The 20,193-nt window shown below is 65.9% G+C and carries 19 protein-coding genes and 3 tRNA genes; 17 read left to right on the top strand and 5 right to left on the bottom strand.

The annotated features are described in order from the left end of the window. Nucleotides 1–455: 455 nt before the first annotated feature. From HPY83_04150 to HPY83_04115, 8 genes are all read left to right on the top strand, one after another. A tRNA-Ala gene (locus tag HPY83_04150) sits at nt 456–531 on the top strand. A gap of 205 nt (nt 532–736) precedes the next feature. Further along, nucleotides 737–808: transfer RNA gene (locus HPY83_04145), tRNA-Ala, on the top strand. A gap of 101 nt (nt 809–909) precedes the next feature. Beyond that, the gene (locus HPY83_04140) at nt 910–3,363 is read left to right on the top strand and encodes a leucine--tRNA ligase (GenBank protein NPV07141.1); all 2,454 of its coding nucleotides are present in this window, start codon (nt 910–912) and stop codon (nt 3,361–3,363) included. Between the two features lie 14 nt (nt 3,364–3,377). Beyond that, a complete protein-coding gene (locus HPY83_04135; GenBank protein NPV07140.1) occupies nt 3,378–3,764 on the top strand; it encodes a reactive intermediate/imine deaminase in 387 nt (128 codons plus the stop codon). A 323-nt stretch (nt 3,765–4,087) separates the two neighbouring features. Further along, complete coding sequence (larE, locus tag HPY83_04130) at nt 4,088–4,984, top strand: ATP-dependent sacrificial sulfur transferase LarE (protein NPV07139.1); 897 nt, start codon at nt 4,088–4,090, stop codon at nt 4,982–4,984. Then, entirely contained in the window at nt 4,981–5,757 is a 777-nt protein-coding gene (larB, locus tag HPY83_04125; GenBank protein NPV07138.1) for a nickel pincer cofactor biosynthesis protein LarB, read from the top strand. Before larE ends, larB begins: the two co-directional genes overlap by 4 nt. A 41-nt stretch (nt 5,758–5,798) precedes the next feature. Continuing rightward, nucleotides 5,799–6,920 carry a nickel pincer cofactor biosynthesis protein LarC gene (gene larC / locus HPY83_04120; GenBank protein NPV07137.1) on the top strand — a complete coding sequence of 374 codons (1,122 nt, stop codon included), beginning with the start codon at nt 5,799–5,801 and terminating at the stop codon, nt 6,918–6,920. 6 nt (nt 6,921–6,926) lie between these two features. Further along, a complete protein-coding gene (locus tag HPY83_04115) occupies nt 6,927–7,577 on the top strand; it encodes a PH domain-containing protein (GenBank protein NPV07136.1) in 651 nt (216 codons plus the stop codon). A gap of 18 nt (nt 7,578–7,595) precedes the next feature. On the opposite strand, the gene HPY83_04110 is transcribed toward HPY83_04115, so the two are convergent. From HPY83_04110 to HPY83_04090, 5 genes are all read right to left on the bottom strand, one after another. After that, nucleotides 7,596–8,435 carry a sortase gene (locus HPY83_04110; GenBank protein NPV07135.1) on the bottom strand — a complete coding sequence of 280 codons (840 nt, stop codon included), beginning with the start codon at nt 8,433–8,435 and terminating at the stop codon, nt 7,596–7,598. A gap of 10 nt (nt 8,436–8,445) precedes the next feature. Next, nucleotides 8,446–8,799, bottom strand: coding sequence for a hypothetical protein (locus HPY83_04105; protein NPV07134.1), 354 nt, complete (start codon nt 8,797–8,799; stop codon nt 8,446–8,448). Between the two features lie 55 nt (nt 8,800–8,854). Continuing rightward, nucleotides 8,855–10,582, bottom strand: coding sequence for a flagellar filament capping protein FliD (gene fliD, locus HPY83_04100; protein NPV07133.1), 1,728 nt, complete (start codon nt 10,580–10,582; stop codon nt 8,855–8,857). A 27-nt stretch (nt 10,583–10,609) separates the two neighbouring features. Then, a complete protein-coding gene (locus tag HPY83_04095; protein NPV07132.1) occupies nt 10,610–11,008 on the bottom strand; it encodes a flagellar protein FliS in 399 nt (132 codons plus the stop codon). Nucleotides 11,009–11,083: 75 nt separating this feature from the next. Beyond that, the gene (locus HPY83_04090; GenBank protein ID NPV07131.1) at nt 11,084–12,325 is read right to left on the bottom strand and encodes a flagellin; all 1,242 of its coding nucleotides are present in this window, start codon (nt 12,323–12,325) and stop codon (nt 11,084–11,086) included. A 410-nt stretch (nt 12,326–12,735) separates the two neighbouring features. On the opposite strand from HPY83_04090, the gene HPY83_04085 reads away from it, so the two are divergent. From HPY83_04085 to HPY83_04045, 9 genes are all read left to right on the top strand, one after another. Continuing rightward, nucleotides 12,736–12,811 (top strand) — tRNA-Glu (locus tag HPY83_04085). Nucleotides 12,812–12,874: 63 nt separating this feature from the next. Continuing rightward, nucleotides 12,875–13,330 carry a cytidine deaminase gene (cdd, locus tag HPY83_04080; protein ID NPV07130.1) on the top strand — a complete coding sequence of 152 codons (456 nt, stop codon included), beginning with the start codon at nt 12,875–12,877 and terminating at the stop codon, nt 13,328–13,330. A 13-nt stretch (nt 13,331–13,343) separates the two neighbouring features. Then, nucleotides 13,344–14,453 carry a tetratricopeptide repeat protein gene (locus HPY83_04075; protein NPV07129.1) on the top strand — a complete coding sequence of 370 codons (1,110 nt, stop codon included), beginning with the start codon at nt 13,344–13,346 and terminating at the stop codon, nt 14,451–14,453. Between the two features lie 299 nt (nt 14,454–14,752). Further along, entirely contained in the window at nt 14,753–15,046 is a 294-nt protein-coding gene (gene groES / locus HPY83_04070; protein ID NPV07128.1) for a co-chaperone GroES, read from the top strand. A gap of 38 nt (nt 15,047–15,084) precedes the next feature. Further along, on the top strand, nt 15,085–16,713 hold the full coding sequence (groL, locus tag HPY83_04065; GenBank protein ID NPV07127.1) for a chaperonin GroEL: 1,629 nt from the start codon (nt 15,085–15,087) through the stop codon (nt 16,711–16,713). Nucleotides 16,714–17,184: 471 nt separating this feature from the next. Beyond that, nucleotides 17,185–17,835 (top strand): site-2 protease family protein, encoded by a 651-nt coding sequence (locus HPY83_04060; GenBank protein NPV07126.1) that lies wholly within the window; start codon nt 17,185–17,187, stop codon nt 17,833–17,835. A 55-nt stretch (nt 17,836–17,890) separates the two neighbouring features. Further along, a complete protein-coding gene (locus tag HPY83_04055) occupies nt 17,891–18,424 on the top strand; it encodes an HD domain-containing protein (GenBank protein NPV07125.1) in 534 nt (177 codons plus the stop codon). Continuing rightward, nucleotides 18,417–19,331 (top strand): prephenate dehydrogenase, encoded by a 915-nt coding sequence (locus tag HPY83_04050; protein NPV07124.1) that lies wholly within the window; start codon nt 18,417–18,419, stop codon nt 19,329–19,331. The genes HPY83_04055 and HPY83_04050 overlap by 8 nt, the downstream gene beginning before the upstream one ends. A gap of 34 nt (nt 19,332–19,365) precedes the next feature. Then, nucleotides 19,366–20,082, top strand: a complete 717-nt coding sequence (locus tag HPY83_04045; GenBank protein ID NPV07123.1) for a glycosyltransferase family 2 protein — start codon at nt 19,366–19,368, stop codon at nt 20,080–20,082. The last annotated feature ends 111 nt before the right edge of the window (nt 20,083–20,193 follow it).

Below are 20,193 nucleotides of genomic sequence, written 5' to 3'. Positions count from 1 at the left end.
CGGCCATGTACGCCGGCCAGTCCTCCCGTATACGTCGGCCATTCTTGCCGTAGGGGCGAATCTTGTATTCGCCCGGCCCGCTGTTGATGGTGACGAAGCACGGGATCGGCCCACAAGGGAAGCCTGCCGCCGATCCGCTCGTTATGGCCTCTGGATCTTCCTGGCACTCTGAGAGTCAACGCCAGTGCGCGGCGACTGAGCCCTCGGTTCTGACAGATGCTTCCACGTCAGGGCAACTGCTCCCGGTTCCATACGGCCGATGAGGGCTTCTGGCGGGTGAAGCCGAGCCGCTGGGGCTCCGCCGGCGCATGCGTCGCGCCCAGGACCGAGCGATGAAGGCCCTGAAATGCCCGGTATCGTGTCCAGTTGCCGGGTCTCACTGCAGATAACGCCTACCCAATAAGCGCTGCCGTTTTGACACTCGGCTGGCCTCGCGGTACAATGAACTTTGCTTTGGGGCTGTGGCTCAGTTGGGAGAGCGCCACAATCGCACTGTGGAGGTCAGGGGTTCGAATCCCCTCAGCTCCACCAGCCGAATAGCGCAAAGGCTGTGACGGGGAGTACTAGGCCAGCCTCGCAGAGAGCCGGGTGGAGCGGTGGGACCCCGGCGAGGGCGCCGGAGGCCGCCCGCAAGGCCGAACTCGCCCCCGAGCCGCGCCGCTGAATCGTAGTAAGTGGCGCCGAGCGGTGACGTTACACACCTTCGAGCGGGCGGTGCGCCCGACGTCCGACATCTGGGGCTGTAGCTCAGTGGGAGAGCACTTGTCTGGCAGACAAGGGGTCAGGGGTTCAAATCCCCTCAGCTCCACCTTAGCCTGATGCACCGCCAAGCAGGGTGGTACCGCGAGCGAGCCCTCGTCCCTGAACGGACGAGGGCTCTTCTGTTATTAGTGGGCACCAGGAGGAACGATGGCCGAGGAATACCGAGCACCGGAGATCGAGAAGAAGTGGCAAAGACGTTGGGCTGAGGACCGCCTCTACAACGTCAGCATGGATAGCCCTCTCCCCAAGTACTACTTCCTCACCATGCTGCCCTACACCAGCGGCGATCTCCACATCGGACACTGGTATGCCATGGCGCCGTCAGACGCCAAGGCACGCTACATCCGCATGCAGGGTCACAACGTCATGTTCCCCATGGGCTTCGATGCCTTCGGCCTGCCGGCAGAGAATGCCGCCATCAGACATGGCATCCATCCTCTGACCTGGACCCTCGACAACGTCGCCCGCATGCGCAGCCAGCTCAAGACCATGGGCGCCATGTTCGACTGGGACCGAGAGATAGTCTCCTGCCTGCCCGACTACTACCGTTGGACGCAGTGGTTCTTCCTCCAGTTCTATAAGCACGGCCTGGCCTACCGTGCCAGGGCCTCGGTAGACTTCTGCCCGGTGTGCAACACCACCCTGGCCCGCGAGCAGGTCTGGGGCGACGACCGTCACTGCGAGCGGTGCGCCACTCCGGTGGTCAAGCGCGAGCTGGAGCAGTGGCTGTTGCGCATGACCCGATACGCCGAGGAGCTGCTGGACTTCAGCGGTATCGAGTGGCCGGAGCGGGTGAGAGCTATGCAGACCAACTGGATCGGCCGAAGCGAGGGCGTGGAGTTCGATCTGCCTGTAGCTGACAGCCACCTGAAGATCCGCGTGTTCACCACCCGGCCTGATACCGTGTACGGCATGACCTTCGCCGTCCTGGCCCCGGAGCATGAGCTAGTGGAGATCCTCACTGCCACCGACCGGCTGCCTGAGGTACAGCGTTACCGCGAGCGGGCCCTGCGTCAGAGCGAAGTCGAGCGCCTCAGCACCGAAAGGGAGCGCGATGGCGTATTCATAGGCACCTACGCCGTGAACCCCATGAACGGCCAACAGGTGCCCATATACGTCGCCGACTACGTGCTGACCACCTACGGCACTGGCGCGATCATGGGCGTGCCGGCCCATGACGAGCGAGACTTCGACTTCGCTCGCCGCTATGGCCTGGGCATTCCCGTGGTCATCGCGCCACCCGACTGGGACGGCAAACCGCTGGAGCAGGCGTACCTGGAAGAAGGCACCATGGTCAACTCGGGGCAGTTCGATGGGCTGCCTTCGTCGGAGGCTTGGCACCGAATCGCCGACTACATGGAGGAGCAGGGCATCGGCGAACGCAAGGTGCACTACCGCCTGCACGATTGGCTCATATCCCGTCAGCGCTACTGGGGGGCGCCCATACCAATAGTCTACTGCGAGAGGTGTGGCACAGTCCCCGTCCCAGAGGAGGACTTGCCGGTGCTGCTCCCCGAGGATGCCGAGTTCCTGCCCACGGGCGAGTCGCCCCTCAAGTACCACGAGGGCTTCCGGTACACCACCTGCCCCACCTGTGGCGGACCGGCGGAGCGGGAGACTGACACCATGGACACCTTCATGTGCTCGTCCTGGTACCACATGCGCTACACCAGCCCAGGCTATGACAAGGGCCCCTTCGACCCCGTCGAGGGCAACTACTGGATGCCGGTGGATCAGTACACTGGCGGCATCGAGCACGCCACCATGCACCTGCTCTACACCCGCTTCTTCACCAAGGCATGCCGGGACATGGGTATCCTAGACCATGACGAGCCCATGCTGCGTCTCTTCAACCAGGGCATCATCCTCGGCGAGGACAACGAGAAGATGAGCAAGTCGCGGGGCAACGTGGTGAACCCCGATGACTACGTCAACACCATGGGCGCCGATTCTGTCCGCGCCTACCTGATGTTCATCGGTCCCTGGGAGGAGGGCGGCCCCTGGAGCAGCCGCGGCATCGACGGGGTGTTCCGTTTCTTGAACCGCGTCTGGGCGCTCATCGTAGACCCTGCGCCCGAGCAGCCGCAGCCCGTCGAGGACATGGGCCGGGCCGAGCGCGACCTGCAGCGGATCATGCACAAGACCATCCGCAAGGTCACCGACGACATGGAGGGCTTCCACTTCAACACCATGCTGGCAGCCCTGATGGAGTACAATAATTACCTGGTCAAGGCCAAGCAGACCGAGCTAGCCGTCCGCCCCATCTGGCGGGAAGCCCTGCAGACACTGCTTCTGCTGCTTGCCCCGTCCTGCCCTCACATCACCGAGGAGCTCTGGGAACGTATGGGAATGCCCTACAGCATTCACCTCCAGCCCTGGCCCAAGTGGGACGAAGGCCTGGCCCGCGACGAGGTGGTGACCGTGGTGGTGCAGGTAAACGGCCGGGTGCGAGACAAGATCGAGATCGAGCCCGATGCACCCGAGGAGCAGGTGCGGGAGTTGGCTCTGGCTACCCCCGGCGCTCAAAGGCACCTAGATGGCAAGAAGATACAGAAGGTGATATACGCCGCGGGCAAAGTGGTCAACATAGTGGCCCGCTGAACTAGGAGGAACTCATGCCAGATCGACGTACGCTCTTGGCACCCGGCGCTCCCCGCGCCATCGGCCCCTACTCCCACGCCGTCATCGCCGGCAACATGGTCTACACCGCCGGCCAGGCCGGCCTCGACCCGGCCACGCGCAAGATGGCCGAGGGTATAGAAGCTCAGACCCGGCAGACGCTGCGTAACCTGGCCGCCATCTTGGAGGCAGCGGGCACCTCCCTACAGAACGTGGTGAAGACCACCGTGTTCCTGGCGAACATGGACGACTTTCAGGCGATGAACGCCGTGTACGCTGAGTTCTTCCCCGAGAACCCGCCTGCCCGCACCACCGTTCAGGCCGCCCGCATACCCCTGGACGCCTTGGTCGAGATCGAGGCGGTTGCGATCCTGGAGGACTGAGGGCATCATTGCCTTACAGCGAGCCGTGTGCTCCGGGAGCGGGCAGCACACGGCTCCGGTGGGCGATAGCCTGGGCCACCTGGCGATTGGCGCAGCAGCGCCGCGGGGAGCGGGGAGTGTAGCTCCGCCTGTGCCCCGGGGAACGAGAGCTCCGTGTGGGCTACCATCTGGGCGCGGGCCAAGGGGACTGACGCCTGACTCGGCTGCGGGGGAAGGAGCGAGTTCTTCCTTGCCCGCGTCATGCACCCTTCTCCGCGTCGCCCTGTCTCCCCGTCACCCGCTCCCCTCCACACCGGCCGAGAGCGGCAGCGCGGCTGGCTGCGATGCCCCGTGGGTTGTTACTCGCCAGTACGCGCTGTAATATCCCTTACATCACGCGTGAGTCGCGGCACCGTCAGAGGAGTCATCAGATCTTGGCGAATCTTGACCCCAAGCTGGACCGATTGCGTCGGCGGCTGTGCCGACTGGGCCGTCTCGCCATCGCCTACTCCGGAGGGGTGGACAGCACCCTACTGCTGAAGGTAGCCGTGGATACCCTGGGACAGGAGCATGTCTTGGCCATCACGGCCGACTCCCCCGTCTCCACCGCCGCTGAGCGGGAGCGTGCTCAGGCTCTGGCCCGCGCCCTGGGCGTGGAGCACCTGGTGGTGCCATCTTCCGAGTTCGACGAGCCCGACTTCGTGGCCAATCGTCCAGACCGCTGCTATGTGTGCAAGCGCCTCCGGTTCGGCCAGCTTCGGGAGTTGGCACAGGCTCGAGGTTTCCCTCACTTGGCCGACGGCACCAACCTTGATGACGGTGCAGAGTATCGTCCCGGAATGCGCGCCGCCGCGGAGCTGGGCGTGCTCAGCCCGTTGCGCGAGGCCGGCCTGAGCAAGGAAGACATCCGCCAGGCCTCCCGCGCCTTGGGGCTGCCTACCGCCGAGCTGCCCAGTTTCGCCTGCCTGGCCTCCCGCGTTCCTTACGGCACTCCTCTGACCGAGGAGACCCTGCGCCGGATCGAGGCCGGGGAGCAGGTGCTGGCCGGCCTGGGCCTAAGGCAGTATCGGCTGCGCGACCACGGCGATGTGGCCCGCATCGAAGTGCCTCCGGAACAGATCCCCATCCTGGTCGAGGCCCGAGGCCAGGTCTGCGCCGCCATCAAGGAGCTGGGCTACCGCTACGTGGCTCTGGACCTGGAGGGGTACCGCACCGGCAGTCTCAACGAGGCCCTCCCGTGAACGACGCGTACCTAGCGGAGCTCCTAGGCGCGGTTCGTGCCGGCTCCCTCTCCGTCGAGGCGGCCCTGGAGAAGCTGCGCTCGCTCCCCTTTGAGGACGTAGGCTTCGCCCACATTGATCATCACCGCCAGCTCCGCCGCGGCTTCCCGGAGGTGGTTTTCGCCCAGGGAAAGACACCGGAGCAGGTCGCTCTCATAATGAGCCGACTGGCCGCGAACGGCTCTTTGGCCCTGGCGACACGGGCCAGCGCCGCCCACTTCGAAGCCGTCAAGGAGCGGATGCCCGAATCCCGTTACTACGATGGCGCCCGCGTCATCGCCACAGGCGATCCCCCGGAGGCGAAGGGCGATCGTTACATCGCGGTGGTGAGCGCCGGCACCTCGGACTCACCCGTGGCTGAGGAAGCGGTCGTTACTGCGCGGTACTTTGGCAATCGGGTCGAGCACGTCTACGACGTAGGCGTGGCGGGCATCCATCGGCTGCTCGCTCATCTGGACCTCATTTCCGGCGCCACCGTGGTGATCGTGGTGGCCGGCATGGAGGGCGCCCTCGCCAGCGTCGTGGGTGGCATGATCAGCGCCCCCGTGGTGGCCGTGCCCACCAGCGTCGGGTACGGTACCAGCCTAGGAGGATTGGCACCCCTGTTCACCATGCTTAATTCCTGCGCTTCCGGCGTGGCAGTGGTGAACATAGACAACGGCTTCGGGGCTGCCTACTTTGCCAGCACCATCATGCGAGCCATCAGTGTCCCCGCCGGCAAGGAGGAGTCTTGAGGGTCTGCTATCTCGACTGTGCTTCGGGGATCTCGGGGGATATGGTCCTGGGGGCCCTGCTCGACGCCGGGCTCGACGTGTCCCGCCTCACCGAGCAGCTGCGGCTTCTCCAGTTGCCCGGCTGGAGCCTGCGCCCGGCTACCGTTCGGCGGGCCGGGCTGAGGGCTACCCTGGCCCAGGTCGCCGCCGAAGAGAGCCATCACCACCGCCATTACAGCGACATAGCGGAGATGATCCGGTCGAGCGGTATCTCCCCGCGGGCGCGCGACATGGCTCTGGCCGTCTTCCGCCGCCTGGGCGAGGCGGAGGCCCACGTGCACGGGGTGAGCCTGGAACAAGTCCACTTCCACGAGGTGGGCGCCGTGGACAGCATCGTGGATATCGTGGGAGCTTGCGTGGGACTGGATCTGCTGGGAGTGGAGGAGGTCTATGGCTCACCCCTGCCCTGGACCCACGGTCGGGTGACTACCGAGCACGGAACACTCCCGGTCCCTGCTCCGGCGACGGCCGAGCTGATGCGGGGATGGCCCGTGGAGTCGGTGGACGCCGAGGGGGAGTGGGTGACTCCTACTGGTGCCGCCATCCTCACCACTCTCGCTCGGGGCTCCTCCATGCCCCCGATGGTAGTCGGGGCCATTGGCTATGGAGCCGGCACCAGGGACCCCGAGGGACGGCCCAACGTGCTCCGCCTGCTCCTCGGGGAGAGGGCAGACGGGGCCCAGTCGGACACGGTGATGGAGGTGCAAGCCAACCTCGACGACGTCAACCCGGAGTGGCTTCCGCGGGCCATGGAGCTCGTCCTCGAGGCCGGGGCGCTCGACGCCACTCTGGCGCCCGTGACCATGAAGAAGGGGCGGCCAGGCTTCGTGCTCAGCGCCCTGTGCCCCGAACCCGATCTCCCGTCGGTCGCCGGGGCCATCCTGCGCCACACCACCAGCCTCGGGGTGCGCTATCACCGGGTTGACCGGCTGAAGTTGCGGCGCGACAGCGTGGCGGTTCAGACCAAATGGGGGATGGTGCAGGTCAAGCTGGCCTACCTGGGGGAGGAGCGAGTCAATGCTGCTCCCGAATACGAGGACTGCCGCCGTCTCAGCGAGGCCACGGGGACACCCCTAAAGGACATATACGCCGCCGCCCTGGCAGCCCTGGATCGCGATAGGTGAACCGCGATGAAAGCTCAGTTTCCCCAGTTGCCCCAGCCCTCCCGCCCACCGGGGGAGTCGGACTTGCCGGTGCCGGCGGAAGAACGCACCTACCTCGCCCTCAGCCCTGACCGGACGCTCTACAACAGCCGTGCCGCCGCTCTAGCTGCTGCCTGGGCATCTCTGAGCCTGGCCGTAGCCGGCCTGGCCCTGGCCGGCGTTGTATCTCCGCTGGCCGGCCTGACCACGTTCCTGCTCCTAGCCGTCCTCGGTACCGTCGCTATGCTGATCGCGGCTCGGTCCTCGGCCGCACCCCGGCTGGAGATCATGCCTGGCGTGGCCCGGTATGCCGGCGGACACTGGCGCCACCGCGAGACCATTGTGCACTACGATCGGGTAGCCGCCGCCTCCATCGTGCAGGGCCCGTTCGAGCGGTTCGTCAGCCGCACGGCCACGCTCGAGCTCACCCTCGCCTGCGGGTCGGGACTGGTCAAACTGAAGGTTTCCGGACTCACGGACGCCAGCGCCCAGCGCGACTCGGTGCTCAGCGTGGCGGGCACCGCCTCCCTCACGGAGACAGAGTGGGAACAAGTCTCACTGGCACGCCGCACCGTATCGGTGCTGGAAGAGGTGAACGAGGAGCTCAGCCGGATGCGGAGTCGGCTCGAGCGCTTGTGAAAGGCAAGGTAGAGGGAGCTATCGCTCTGCCAGAGAGGCCACCGGCGCGTCCGGATAGGGCCGAGCCCAGATCACCAGCCGGTGCGTGTTGGAGGACTGCGGCCAGCAGGTGATGAGCGTCAGCCGCTCGTTTAGCGTGGGCTGCATCCACGACGCGTTCTGCAGTCGCTGTTCCTGCGGTACCCCCTGCTCGGGTAGGATCAGCTTCTCGGCCACTACGTAGTCGTAACGCCTGCCCTGGGCCCAGAGCGACACTATCTGCCCAGGCTCGAGCAGTATGAGGTCGCGAAATACCTGTCCGGCGATGTTGTGGTGCCCCGAGATGACGATGTTTGTGCCCGACCCTGGCCGACCGGAGTTCACGTGCCAACCGGCTGTCCCCACCGGTGGGTCCTGCCAGCGGCTCACCATCGTTCCATCCACCTCCGTTACGGTCCACGCCACGGGGACTACCGCCACGTCCATTCGCAGGTCGGGGATGGTCAGGCGCTCGGGCGGGGCAGGTACAGGCGTAGGGATGGGCGACGGTATCTCGGTCGGCAAGACCAACTGGACGACGTTCGTCCGCAGCGACGGCGACCGCGTGGAACTGGCAACCGCTCCCTTTTCCGACGGTGGGGCCGCCTGGGGACCACTTATTGAATCCGGCGTTGGCAGCCGGGCGGGCCTGGTGGGCGTGGCCGGCGGGCTGGTAGATACACGCACCCCGCACTGACACAGACCGACCGCTCCTACCAGACCGGCCAGAACCACCGCCGGAAGGCGGCGGCGCGACATCGCTCCTCGCTGGGCGCAGCCCTGAGGATGACCGTCGGCACGGGCCCCTGGGTCGCCGTCTCCAGCCAATGGCCTCGCCATCCGACGCCACCTAGACGTAGATTCGCCAGTAGCGGGCCCAGTCCTCCCCACTGCGAACCGCCTCCATCAGCTCCTCCGGAGGAACGGTCCGCACTATCCTTCCCGTCTCGCCGTCAATCACCTTCACCAGCACCTCACCAGTGTCCGCCTGCACCTCGAACTCCACGTAAGCGGATCCACCGCCGGCAGGCCGCCGCTTGGCGGCATCCTCCAGGGCGGCGCCCTTCTCGCCGGCAGGGGCCTCCCTGACCGGGGCCCGCTCCTGTGAGGCCCTGATGTAGGATTGCCAGGCCAGATCGGCGGCATCCGATGCCGACCGGCGATCGGGATGGAAGCCAAGCTCTACTTTGTGCGATGCATCCATGCTGCTCTCCTTGCCCAGGCGTTCTCCTCACCCGGGGGCCGACACCGATCGCCAGTCAGCCCCAGAGCGTGCTGCCGCCAAACAGCAGCCATTCCTGCTGTCGCTGCAGTGCCGCCACGTACTGCTGCTGAAGGCGGTAGTACTGCTCGCGCATGCGCTGAGCCTCCCGCTCGATGCTGGCGCTCATCTCCGCCGCCCGCTTGTTGTACGCCTTCATCTCTCCCTCGACGGACGTACTCCTTCGCGCCAGTATGCCGTCGGTAGTGCTCCCCACGTAGGGCTCCACCACACCGTAGAGCGCGGCAGCCACCTCCGCCAGAAGGGCGGCAGTCCCCTCGAAGTCCGTGGCCAGCGCCGACGCCAGCTTGGATGAGTCCTGCACTTCCAGCGACATGGTCGAGCCGTTGACCGCCATTCCCAAGTCCTGAAGGCTGCCCCCCTCGTACCGGGCGGTTATCGTTTGATACAGCCTGCTCTTCAGCATGGTGAAAGTGCTGTCGCCGGCGAGTGCGCCCCGGGTGTAGGTGGGATTGCTGCCGTACGCGGTGGAGGTGGACGGCGTCAGAGCCGTCTTCGCCCGCAGGTAGGTCATGGCGTCGTTGAACTTGCTGACGAAGTCGCTGACCTTGTTCTGGGCCGCGCTCAGGTCGGTGCTGACCTTGAGCGTCGTGGTGCCCTCGCCCACCAGGCTGAGCGTCAACCCGCTGATGACGTCAGTCAGAGAGGAATTACGGCTCCGGGTGACCACGATGGAGCCGTTGATAGTCAGGCAGGCATCGCTGGCCGCCTGCACCTGGTGCAGCGCGTTCCCGGCTGCGTCCATCAGCTCTAGGTCCTGAAGGACGCTACCGATGGTGTCCTCTCCCGCGATGGCGTGGGCCGCACCCGTCTCCGCAGCCGTCAGCACCAGCTGATTGTCCACGATGCTGGCGGTGATCGTGTTGCCAGGAGCGTAGGAAGCGGCGTTGATGGCCGCCTTGATGTCGGCCAGGCTGTCGGTCGCCACCACCGATATGGCCGCCCCTTGGGCCGAGTACGCCACCCGCGCCGTGCCTGCGTCTCCGATGAAGCGGGCCCCATCGGGCTCGGCCCCGAAGGTGATGGTGAGCCCGCGACCGGTATCGAACGTGCTGCCCGCAACGTCAGCGAAGGGCTGCCACGCTGCCGTAGCGCCCTCCGTGCCGTCCGCCTTGCCGATGGACACGGGTGTGCCCCCGGCGTCCACCAGTCGGAACTGCCAGTTCTCGCCGCTCTGGCGAAACTCGACGTAGTAGTCTCCGCTTCCGAGTTGCGTCTGCCCGCCGGCCACCTCGCCCGTGCCGAACCCGGTGACGCCGGAATTGATCACCGTCGCCGCCGCCTCGCTCGCCGCCTTGCCCCCCAGGTAGAACGTGCCCGACAGGCCTAGGGCCTGGTCCACCTGCCCGTAGCGCCGACCTATGATGGTGTGCGCCTTCGCCAAAGAGGTGACCTCGATGCTGTAGTCGCCCGCGGATGCGGCGGACGACGCCGAAGCAGTGATCACGCCCGATGTGCCCGGCTCCACCTTCTGCGCCGACCCGAAAGTGTAGGTGCTGTCGAATCCGGCGAGCTGCTTGGCCACGCCATTTAGCGAACTGAGCTTGGCGGTAAGGTCGGTGAGGATGCCCTTGAGCACCTGCAACTGGCTCACGTCGTCCTTGATCCGCGTCACCAGCCGCTGACGGTACTGCATGCTCGCCGCTACCAGGCTCTCGATGGCAGAAGTGGACAGGTACCCGAAATCGCCAGTGGCCGACACCATGTTCTAGTCCCCCAGTGACCTCGTTCGTTAACCGGCGATGTTGAGGGCGCCCACGCCCACAGGCATGAGCCTCGCGCCTGTCTCGACCTCGACCGAGCGCCGGTTCTCTGCGCCCAGGCTGGCGCGCGCCTGGGCCCAGCCCTCCCGCAGCTCCCGGAGAAGGGGAGCAGCCGTAGCGTAGTCCCTGGCTCGGATGCACTCCTCGCAGAACTCGTAGATCGCCTGCAGGCGGGGAGCCAGTTCCGGCGCCGCCTTCCAGTTCAGAGCCTGGCGGAGAAGCGACACGGCTCTGAGCGCCCGCTCCATGTCCTCCTGGGCACAGGCTGTGAGGGCCGCATCGTACACCATGATCACCCGCTCGATGGGCGAGGCCATCATGACCCGATGCTCTCTGTAGATGGCTGTCTTCCCCTGATCCTGCTTCACGCTGCCTACCCCCTAGCTGCGACAGGGGGCCGGGCGGCCCCCTGTCGAGAGACGAACGCCCGATGCCAACCGCTTCTACCGGAACAGGGCCAGTATGTTCTGCGGCATCATGTTGGCCTGGCCGAGCATCGCCAGGCTGGTCTGCTGCAGGATCGCCAGCTTGGTGGCCTGGGTCTGCTCGTAAGCCATGTCGGCGTTCATGATTCGGTTGTAGGCAGCTTCCGTGTTCACCTGGGCCACGGACACGACCTCTTCCTTGAAGGACAGCCGCGCCATCAGCGAGCCCACAGTTGCCAGCCGGTTCGAGATCTCGGTGATGGCGCCGTCTACCACGGTCATGTAGGCCGAGGCAGCGGTGTTGTCGCCCACGTCTACGGTGTAGGTGCCGGCCTTGGTGTAGGTGACGGTGGCGCTGTAGCTGCCCCCAGCCAGGCCGTCCGCCACCTGGATCGCTAGCCCGACGCCTAGATTGAGGTCAGACGCGGAAGCTGCGTCGTAGGCGAAAGTCAGCTTGTTGTCGACCAGCCCGCCGTCGGCACCATCCGCATCGACTAGCAGCGGGTTGCCGGAGGAGTCCAGTATTTGGATGTAGCTGTCGCTCGCACTCCCGTCGGTGGTCCCGATAACCACACTGATAGTGTAGGTGCCGGTCTCCAGCTCACTGAGGTTGGCGAAGGTGGCGTTGCCCGCCGTCATGGCGGCCTCGTTGAGGACGCTGTCAGCGTCCTCGGTCTCGGACGCCTCCGAGGTAGCCGTGATGGTTGCCAACGACAACGCCGCCACCGATACGGCGCCGAAGTTGGCGCTAGTCAGCTCGGTGGTCTCGCCCGTGTTGGCGCCCGTCTGGAAGATGATCTTGTTGCCCTGGCCCGCCCAGGCCTGCAAGCCGTCGAGGAGCTTGTTGTCGTTCCACTTGGTCTCCGCGACGATGGTGTCAATCTCTTGTGCGAACTGGCTCAACTGAGAGGCGATGGCGTTGCGTTCGGTGCTACCGAGGGTGTCGTTGGCGGCGGCTTCCGCCTTGCTGCGCATCTGCACCAGGATGTCGCTCATCCTCTGCAGACTGGCCTCGGCCACCGACAGCAGGTTCTTGGCATCACCGATGTTGTCGAGAGCAACCTTCAGGCCCTCGCTGCGGGCGAACATCTTGGTACCGATCGAGAGACCGGCCGGGTCTTCCTCGGCGCTGTTGATGCGCCGACCGGTCGCCAGGCGGTTCTGGTGTACGCCCAGCGTGTTGTTCGTCTTGCGCAACGAGTAGAGAGATGCGAGTGCACCGATGTTGGACGCGATACGGGTGAAATCTGCCTGTGCCATTGCTTGTCTCCTTGCAGTCTCTCCCGGGTGTCCTTACCCGGGGTCCATGACCCCTCTGGGGTCTCCATGATGCCGTTCATGCCGACGTCAGTCGCGATTCGCTATTGGTCCTCTTCAGCGTCACCTCCTTATGGTTATGTGCTTCGCCCTACCTATCGGCAGGATCATCCCAGGCTTTAGCCCGACTCGGACCTTCTGGCGTGGTCACTTAGTACTTAGTACCACACTCGAGACGTGAGGGTAGGCGTCCTCCTTGTTTGCCTAAGGGCCGACTCCGAGTCCGCCGCACGGTGGCCGTGGCCTGGCTCTCCGGTAGCCGCGTGGTGGTCCATGCCGCAGCTCGCCGTGGGAGCGAACTCCTGGTCCCGTTTGCGCACTTGGTCCCGCCCTGGTAACATGTTGGGGTCACTGGCCCATTCGTCTAGCGGCCGAGGACGCCGCCCTCTCAAGGCGGAAACAGGGGTTCGATTCCCCTATGGGCCACCACTCGGCCCCCTATCGGGGGCCTTCTTGTTCCCCCTCTCAGCCCACGACTATAATGGCGCTACCATGCCCGAGAAGAGCCTGACTCGCGACGGATCGGTTGGCAGCGCCATCGAGGAGCTGGTGCCGGAGTTGGTCGTCCGCGCCACGGAGGCCCGTGCTCACGCCTACGCCCCTTACTCCCGGTTCCGGGTGGGTGCCGCCGTCCTAGGTCAGGATGGGCGGGTGGCGGCCGGGGCAAACGTGGAGAACGCTTCCTATGGCCTCACCATGTGCGCCGAGCGAGTGGCCCTCTTCGGCGCCATCTCCCAGGGCAGCCCCGGCATCGTCGCCCTCGCCCTCAGCGCCGAGCCAGCCGTCTGGCCTTGCGGGGCCTGCCTACAGGTACTGGCCGAGTTCGCCCGCCCGGACTGCGCCGTCGTGATCTCCGAGGGCGGCCGCGTCGTCGCCCGCTCCACCCTGGGGGCACTTCTGCCACACGCCTTCGGCGCGGCCTTCCTGCGCGACGGGCACCGGGGCTGACGCCCGGGTCCCCATGCATTTGCGTCGAGCTCCCACAAAGCGAAAGCGAGGCCGCCTTCGCACCTTCCTGCTCTACCTGGTAGCCATCGTTCTTCTGTCGTACGCCGGGCTGCAGCGCCTTCCGTGGTTCAAGGCCCTCTCCCCCACCCCGACCCCGACGCCCTCGGCCGACTACTACCACGCCACCGCCACCCTTCTGCGAGCCGCGGGAGACCTGAGCGGCGCCATAGAGGCCTACGACCGCGCCCTGGCGCTAACTCCCAATGACCCCGATCTGCTCACTGAAAGGGCGCTTCTCCTGATCCTGCGCGAGCGGTTTCCCGCCGCCATCGAGTCCGCCCGCGCTGCTCTGGCCGTAAGGCCGAACTACAGCACAGCCCTGGCGGCGATCGCCCAGGCACTCGACTGGGAGGGGAATCTGGATGCGGCGCTTGACTACGCCCGCAATGCCGTGCGAGCGGATGACTCAGACGCCTACGCTTACGCCGTCCTGTCTGAAGTGCTGACCGACCGAGGGGACCTCAACGAGGCCTGGCGGGCCGCCGAGGAGGCCCTGGAGCTCGATCCCGAGCTGGGCATGGCTCATCGCAACCAGGGTTACCTGCTCCAGCGCCTGGGTCGGTATGACGACGCCATCGAGGCCTACCTCCGCGCCGCCGAGCTGGACCCGGGGCTGTTCCTCTACTATGTGAACATCGGCTACACCTACCTGGGCATGCAGCAGCCCGACCAGGCCCTCGAGTACTTCGAGATGGCCACCGGTAAGGACCCAAAGAGCCCCATGGCCCTGCAGGCTCTGGGCCGCGCCCTGCTCGTGGCCGGCCGTAGCGCCGACGCCATCGCAGCCCTGGAGGAGGCAGTGGCGGCCGACCCGGAGCATATGCGCGCTCACGCGGACCTGGGCGCCGCCTACTACTCCCGGCTGAACTACGAGAAGGCCATCCCCTACCTCCAGCGGGCCATAGAGCTGGGCTCTCAGAGTGCCACCACCTACGCTCAGCTGGGTCTGTGTCTCGCCTACACCGAGCAATGCTCCCTCGCCACTCCCATCCTTCAGCGGGCTCTCGAACTGGATCCGGAGTCAGCAGGCGCGCGACGCGGTCTGGAAGTTTGCCCACCGTAGGGCCTGGCCTTACACTTCGGCGGGCTCCGATCGCATCATAGGACGCCCGGCTCGCGCCTGGACAGGGCGCAGATGCATCGCTTTGGGGGGGTTAGCGCACTTCCTGAGAGATTGGCATCTTTGGCGAAGATAGGAGGAGATCGGCGGCCTGCATTGCCTCTACTTGCCCTTGGTAGGCCGCTAGCGCCGTAGGAGCGGTTTGCGTATCGAGCATGCCTAGGCTATAGTTAGCGCCGGTTTAGCACTCGGCATATCCGAGTGCTAAGGCCCTAAGCAGTATCATTGGAGGAGGTCGTCAGATGGCAGCCAACCTCAAACCCCTCGCCGACCGCGTTGTGGTCGAGCCTCTCGAGGAGGAACAGGTGACTGCGACTGGTGTCTACTTGCCCGACACCGCGCAGGAGCGTCCTATGAAGGGTTCGGTCATCGCGGTTGGCCCCGGCCGGCTCGATGACAACGGCAAGCGGGTCCCGCTGGAGGTCAAGGAGGGCGATAAGGTCCTCTACGCCAAGTACGCGGGTACCGAGGTGAAGTTGGGCGACAAGGAGCTCTTGGTTCTCAAAGAGAGCGACATACTCGCCATCATCGAGTGATTCGCCAGATCAGGACAACCCGACAGGAGGTTCTCTAGATGCCCAAGCAGTTAGTCTTCCGCGAAGATGCCAGAAGGCACCTCAAGGTGGGTGTGGACAAGATGGCCGAGGCCGTCCGAACCACCTTGGGACCCAAGGGCCGCAACGTCGCCCTGGACAAGAAGTACGGAGCTCCCACCATCACCCACGACGGCGTGACCGTAGCCAAGGACATTGAGCTGGCGGACCCCTACGAGAACATGGGCGCCCAGCTCCTCAAGGAAGCGGCGACCAAGACCAACGATGTGGCCGGCGACGGCACCACCACCGCCATTGTGCTCGCCCAGAGCATGGTGGACGAAGGCCTGAAGAACGTGGCCGCCGGCGCCAACCCTATGCTGCTCAAGCGTGGCATTGAGAAGGCCACTGACGCCGTGGTTGCCGCCCTGCGGGAGATGGCGTTCGAGGTCAAGGACCGCCAGGAGATCGCCAACGTGGCCGCCATCTCCGCCGGAGACATGGAGATCGGCAACCTCATCGCCGAGGTCATGGACAAGGTCGGCAAGGATGGCGTTATCACAGTCGAGGAGTCTCGCGGCATCGAGTTCGAAACCGAGTACGTCGAGGGCATGCAGTTCGACCGCGGGTACATCTCCCCCTACTTCGTCACCAACGCCGAGAACATGGAAGCGGTGATCGAGGAGCCTTACATCCTGGTCACCGACAAGAAGATGTCTGCAGCCACGGACATCGTGCCGGTGCTCGAGAAGCTGGTTCAGTCCGGCAACCGCGATATCGTCATCATCGCCGACGACATCGAGGGCGAAGCCCTGGCTACCCTGGTGCTCAACAAGCTTCGGGGCATGTTCAACGCCCTGGCCGTCAAGGCCCCCGGTTTCGGCGACCGGCGCAAGGCCATGCTGCAGGACATCGCCATCCTGACGGGGGCTACGGTCATCTCGGAGCAGACCGGCCGCAAGTTCGAGAACGTCACTCTACAGGACCTGGGCCGGGCCCGACGCGTCGTTGCCACCAAGGACGACACCACCATTATCGAGGGTAGGGGCGAGGAAAAGGAGATCCGCGGCCGCATGGAGCAGATCCGCCGCGAGATCGAGACCACCACATCCGACTACGACCGCGAGAAGCTCCAGGAGCGCTTGGCTAAGCTCGCCGGTGGAGTAGCCATCATCCGGGTGGGTGCTGCCACCGAAGTCGAGCTGAAGGAGAAGAAGCACCGGGTTGAGGACGCTCTCTCGGCCACGCGCGCCGCGGTCGAGGAGGGCATCGTCCCCGGTGGCGAGGTGGCTCTGATCAATGCCGCCGCTGCCCTGGATAGCCTGAAGGAAGACGGCGATGTCGGCACCGGCGTGGAGATCGTGCGCCGCGCCCTCGAGGAGCCGCTGCGGCAATTGGCCCACAACTCCGGCCAGGACGGGGCCGTAGTCATTGACAACGTGCGCCGCCTGCAGCGCTCCCGCCGCAGCAAGTCCGTCGGCTTCGAGGTCATCAGCGAGAAGTACGTGGACATGATCGAGGCCGGTATTCTCGACCCGGTCAAGGTCACTCGCAGCGCCATGGAGAACGCCGCCTCCATCGCGGCCATGATCCTTACCACCGAGGCGCTGATCACCGACGTGCCCGAGGAACAGAAGGCGCCCGCTTCGCCGCCGATGCCCGAGTACTAGCCCAACATCCAAGCCCATCGTCTCCAGGCCCGCCGTGACGGCGGGCCTGGCTCCTTTCTCCGGGGGCGTCCAGTGTGCCACGGGACGCCTGCCGCCGCAGACATCCTCGCGCCTGGGTGCGCGAACTGCTCGCAGGTTGTTGGCCTCATGCCCTGATGGGTGCGCGCCCTCAGGCGCACCGGCGCCCAGACGGGGCCATCGGTTGCCAGGGACCCTTGGCGCGTTCGCGCGCGAACTCCTCGGATGCTGTTGAAATCCGGAGCTCGCCCGGCCGAGGCCCGCCTTCCTCCCAGCTTAACCGCTCCGGGACGGTAGTCTACCCCGTGCGATTCCTGCCCGGACATGCCCGTCCCCCCGATCCTGAGCTCTTACCTGCCAGACCCGGGAGGGTGCTCACCCACCGCATGTGCTATAATCGGGTTGACTGTCAGTGACCCGTCGGCACCGGACCTAGTGGGAGACGCGACCCGAATGCTCTTCAGTAATGCCACCATAGCCCAGCTGCTGGCTTCCGTAATCGCCCTGCTGATCGCCTTCACCACCCATGAGGCCGCGCACGCTCTGGTGGCCAGCAACCTGGGCGACACCACCGCCAAACGCCTGGGCAGGCTTAGCCTGAACCCGTTGGCGCATCTGGACCCTCTGGGCACCATCATGATCCTCGTTTCCGGATTCGGCTGGGGGAAGCCAGTGCCGGTGAACCCCTACAACCTGCGGCCCCACGGCCGCCTGGGGATGGGGCTGGTGGCCGCTGCCGGTCCTATATCTAATATCCTGCTAGCATACGTTTTCGCCGCTCCTTTCCGCGCCGGCCTCATCACCATGGACATGATGCGCGGCGGGATGTTGGTCCCGGCCCTGGGTCAGGTTCTGCTCACGGTGGTGCAGCTGAACATCTACCTCGCCGTGTTCAACCTTCTCCCTGTGGCCCCGCTAGATGGGTATCGAGTCGCAGTAGGGCTACTGCCGCCGAACTGGGCCTACGCCCTATCCCGCACCGAGCGTTACGGCCCTCTGATCCTCCTCTTCCTGATCCTGTCTGGCGGCTTCATCAGGTTCGATCTCCTGGGAGCAACTCTGGTCCCGGTGGCCAGGGCGATCCTGGGAATGGTTCTGGGATAGCGAAGGCCGGCCGGACAGCAGTCCGTGAAAGGGGCCCGGCCGAGACGTGGGGGCTATGAGTAAGCCGACTGCGCATACTCCCGTCGAACGCGTGACTTCGCGAGTGTACCGCTTCATTCGCTCCGCCCGGCCCGGCGTCTCCAACCTGGACCGGGCCCTAGCCGAGGAGTGGCTGCCGGACCAGCAACTGGTCCTATTCCTTTCGCAGTCAGAGGCCGACCAGAGGCACGCCATCTCTGTGGCCCGTCTTCTGCTGAACAGCGGATACGCCTCCCGTGACCTGATCGCCGCGGCCCTGCTGCACGACGTGGGCAAGCGCGGCGCCTGCTTCACTCCCTGGCACCGAACCGTGATAGTGTTGCTGGAGGCAGTCGCCCCTGGGCTGCTGCGCTGGCTGAGCCGGTGGGAGCATTACCGATTGCTGGCTCCCTTCGGCCTCCACCTGCGGCACTCCCGTGAGAGCGCCGCCCTCGCCCGTGAGGCAGGCGCCTCCGCCCGGACGGTACGGCTGATCCGCTGCCACCACCGCAGGGAGAGCGAGGGGGACGAGGAGGCCCGCATTCTCCGCTGGGCCGATGACCATGCCTAAGCACAAGGGCCGGCTTGCCATCGTGGGGCTGGGAGCTATGGGCCAGTCTCTGGGTCTGGCCCTGCGCGCCCGTGCCCCCGACGTAGAGGTCATCGGCCACGATCGCGAGCCCGAGGCCGCGCGAGCTGCCCAGCAGCGCCGAGCCGTTCACCGCACCCACTGGAACCTCATCAGCACTGTGGAGGGAGCGTCCCTGGTGATCCTAGCTCTCCCTACGGACGAGTGCCTGGCCACTCTGGAAGCTCTCAAGGGCGACCTCAGCGCCGGCACCGTGGTGACGGACACGGCCCCGCTCAAGGCGCCGCTGGCGCGCTGGGCCGCGTCCGAGATGGCTTCCGACGCCCACTACGTCGGCGGCCATCCCCTAGCCCGGCCGGCCACCCCGGATGGTGATGCCCTCTTGGGCTCCACCTACTGCCTGACCCCATCTCCGGGGGCCTCGCCCGCCGCCGTAAACGCAGTGGTGGGCCTGGTGGAGCGCATTGGTGCCCACCCAGCATTCCTGGACCCGGGCGAGCACGACAGTCTCATGTGGGCCCTTCAGGGTACTCCGGCACTCGCCGCCGCCGTGGCCCTCGGCCGGCTCTGTGATGGCCTCTCTCAGGCTGACGTGGGCTGGCTGGCGGAGGCCTTGCCAGAGGAGACGATCCGGCTGGCCCGGCTGGGCGAAAGCTTCCTCGGCGGCATCGTCTCCGCTGCCGACGCCGAACCCGGTCGACGCAGCCTCACTGACTTCCTAGAGGACCTGAAGCGTCTGGTGGACGAGATCGAGGGCGGGGCAGCCGCTGCTGCCGCCGCCAGGTTGCGCCAGCAACGCGAGCTCTGGCTGGCAAGGCCATCCCACGACGATGAACCCACCCATCCCGGCACCAACGCCGACTGGCGTCGCATCCTCGGTCTGAGGTGAATCCTTGAGTGCCGACCTTAACCTGACCATCGCCATGCCCGCCTACAATGAGGCCGACAACATCCGCGGCATGCTCGAGGACGCCGTGCGAGTGGCTCGGTCGCTGGCCCAGGACTACGAGATCGTCGTGGTGGACGACGGCAGTGCCGACGCCACCGCGGAGGAAGTGCATCGGTTCGCCGCGGAGCACCCGCAGGTCCGCTTGATCGCGCACCCGCAGAACCGGGGCTATGGGGCAGCTGTCTTCAGTGGCCTCACGGGAGCCACCAAGGAGTGGGTCTTCTTCACCGACTCCGATCGCCAGTTCGTCCTGGAAGAGTTGGCCCACTTGCTGGACAGGAGGGAGGAGGCCGACATGGTGGTGGGATACCGTGCGCCCCGCCGCGACCCTTTCCTCCGCCTCCTCTACGGCTGGGGTTGGAACTTCCTGGTATCGCTCCTCTTCGGTTACACCGTGCGGGACGTGGACTGCGCCTTCAAGCTGATGCGCCAGGACGTGATCCGGACCCTCGCTCCCCTGGTGCAGAGCCGCGGTGCCACTTTCAGCGCCGAGTGGATGGTCCTGGCCCGGCGGCTCGGGTTCCGCATCGTGGAGGTGCCCGTGACGCACCGGCCTCGCCAGGCAGGCCGCCCGACCGGAGCCCGCCTGCACGTGGTGTGGAGGGCGTTCAAGGAGCTGGCCCGGTTCCGGCTGCGCCTGTGGCGTCAGGGGCTCGGCACCGACTCTCGATCCGGCCGAGAGAGCGCCTGACCGGCACGCCATGGCCGGTGCCGATTGCTGCGGGGCCGATGACCTGGCACTCACGCACCTCTGTTGGGCGAGAGGGTAGCCCATCGTAGTGTCCATGTCTCCGCCGTCAGA

This window comes from Anaerolineae bacterium, from assembly GCA_013178015.1.
Lineage (GTDB): Bacteria > Chloroflexota > Anaerolineae > DRVO01 > DRVO01 > Ch71.
The sequence above is the reverse complement of the archived record's forward strand: the minus strand, read 5'-3'. Positions and strand labels throughout refer to the sequence as shown.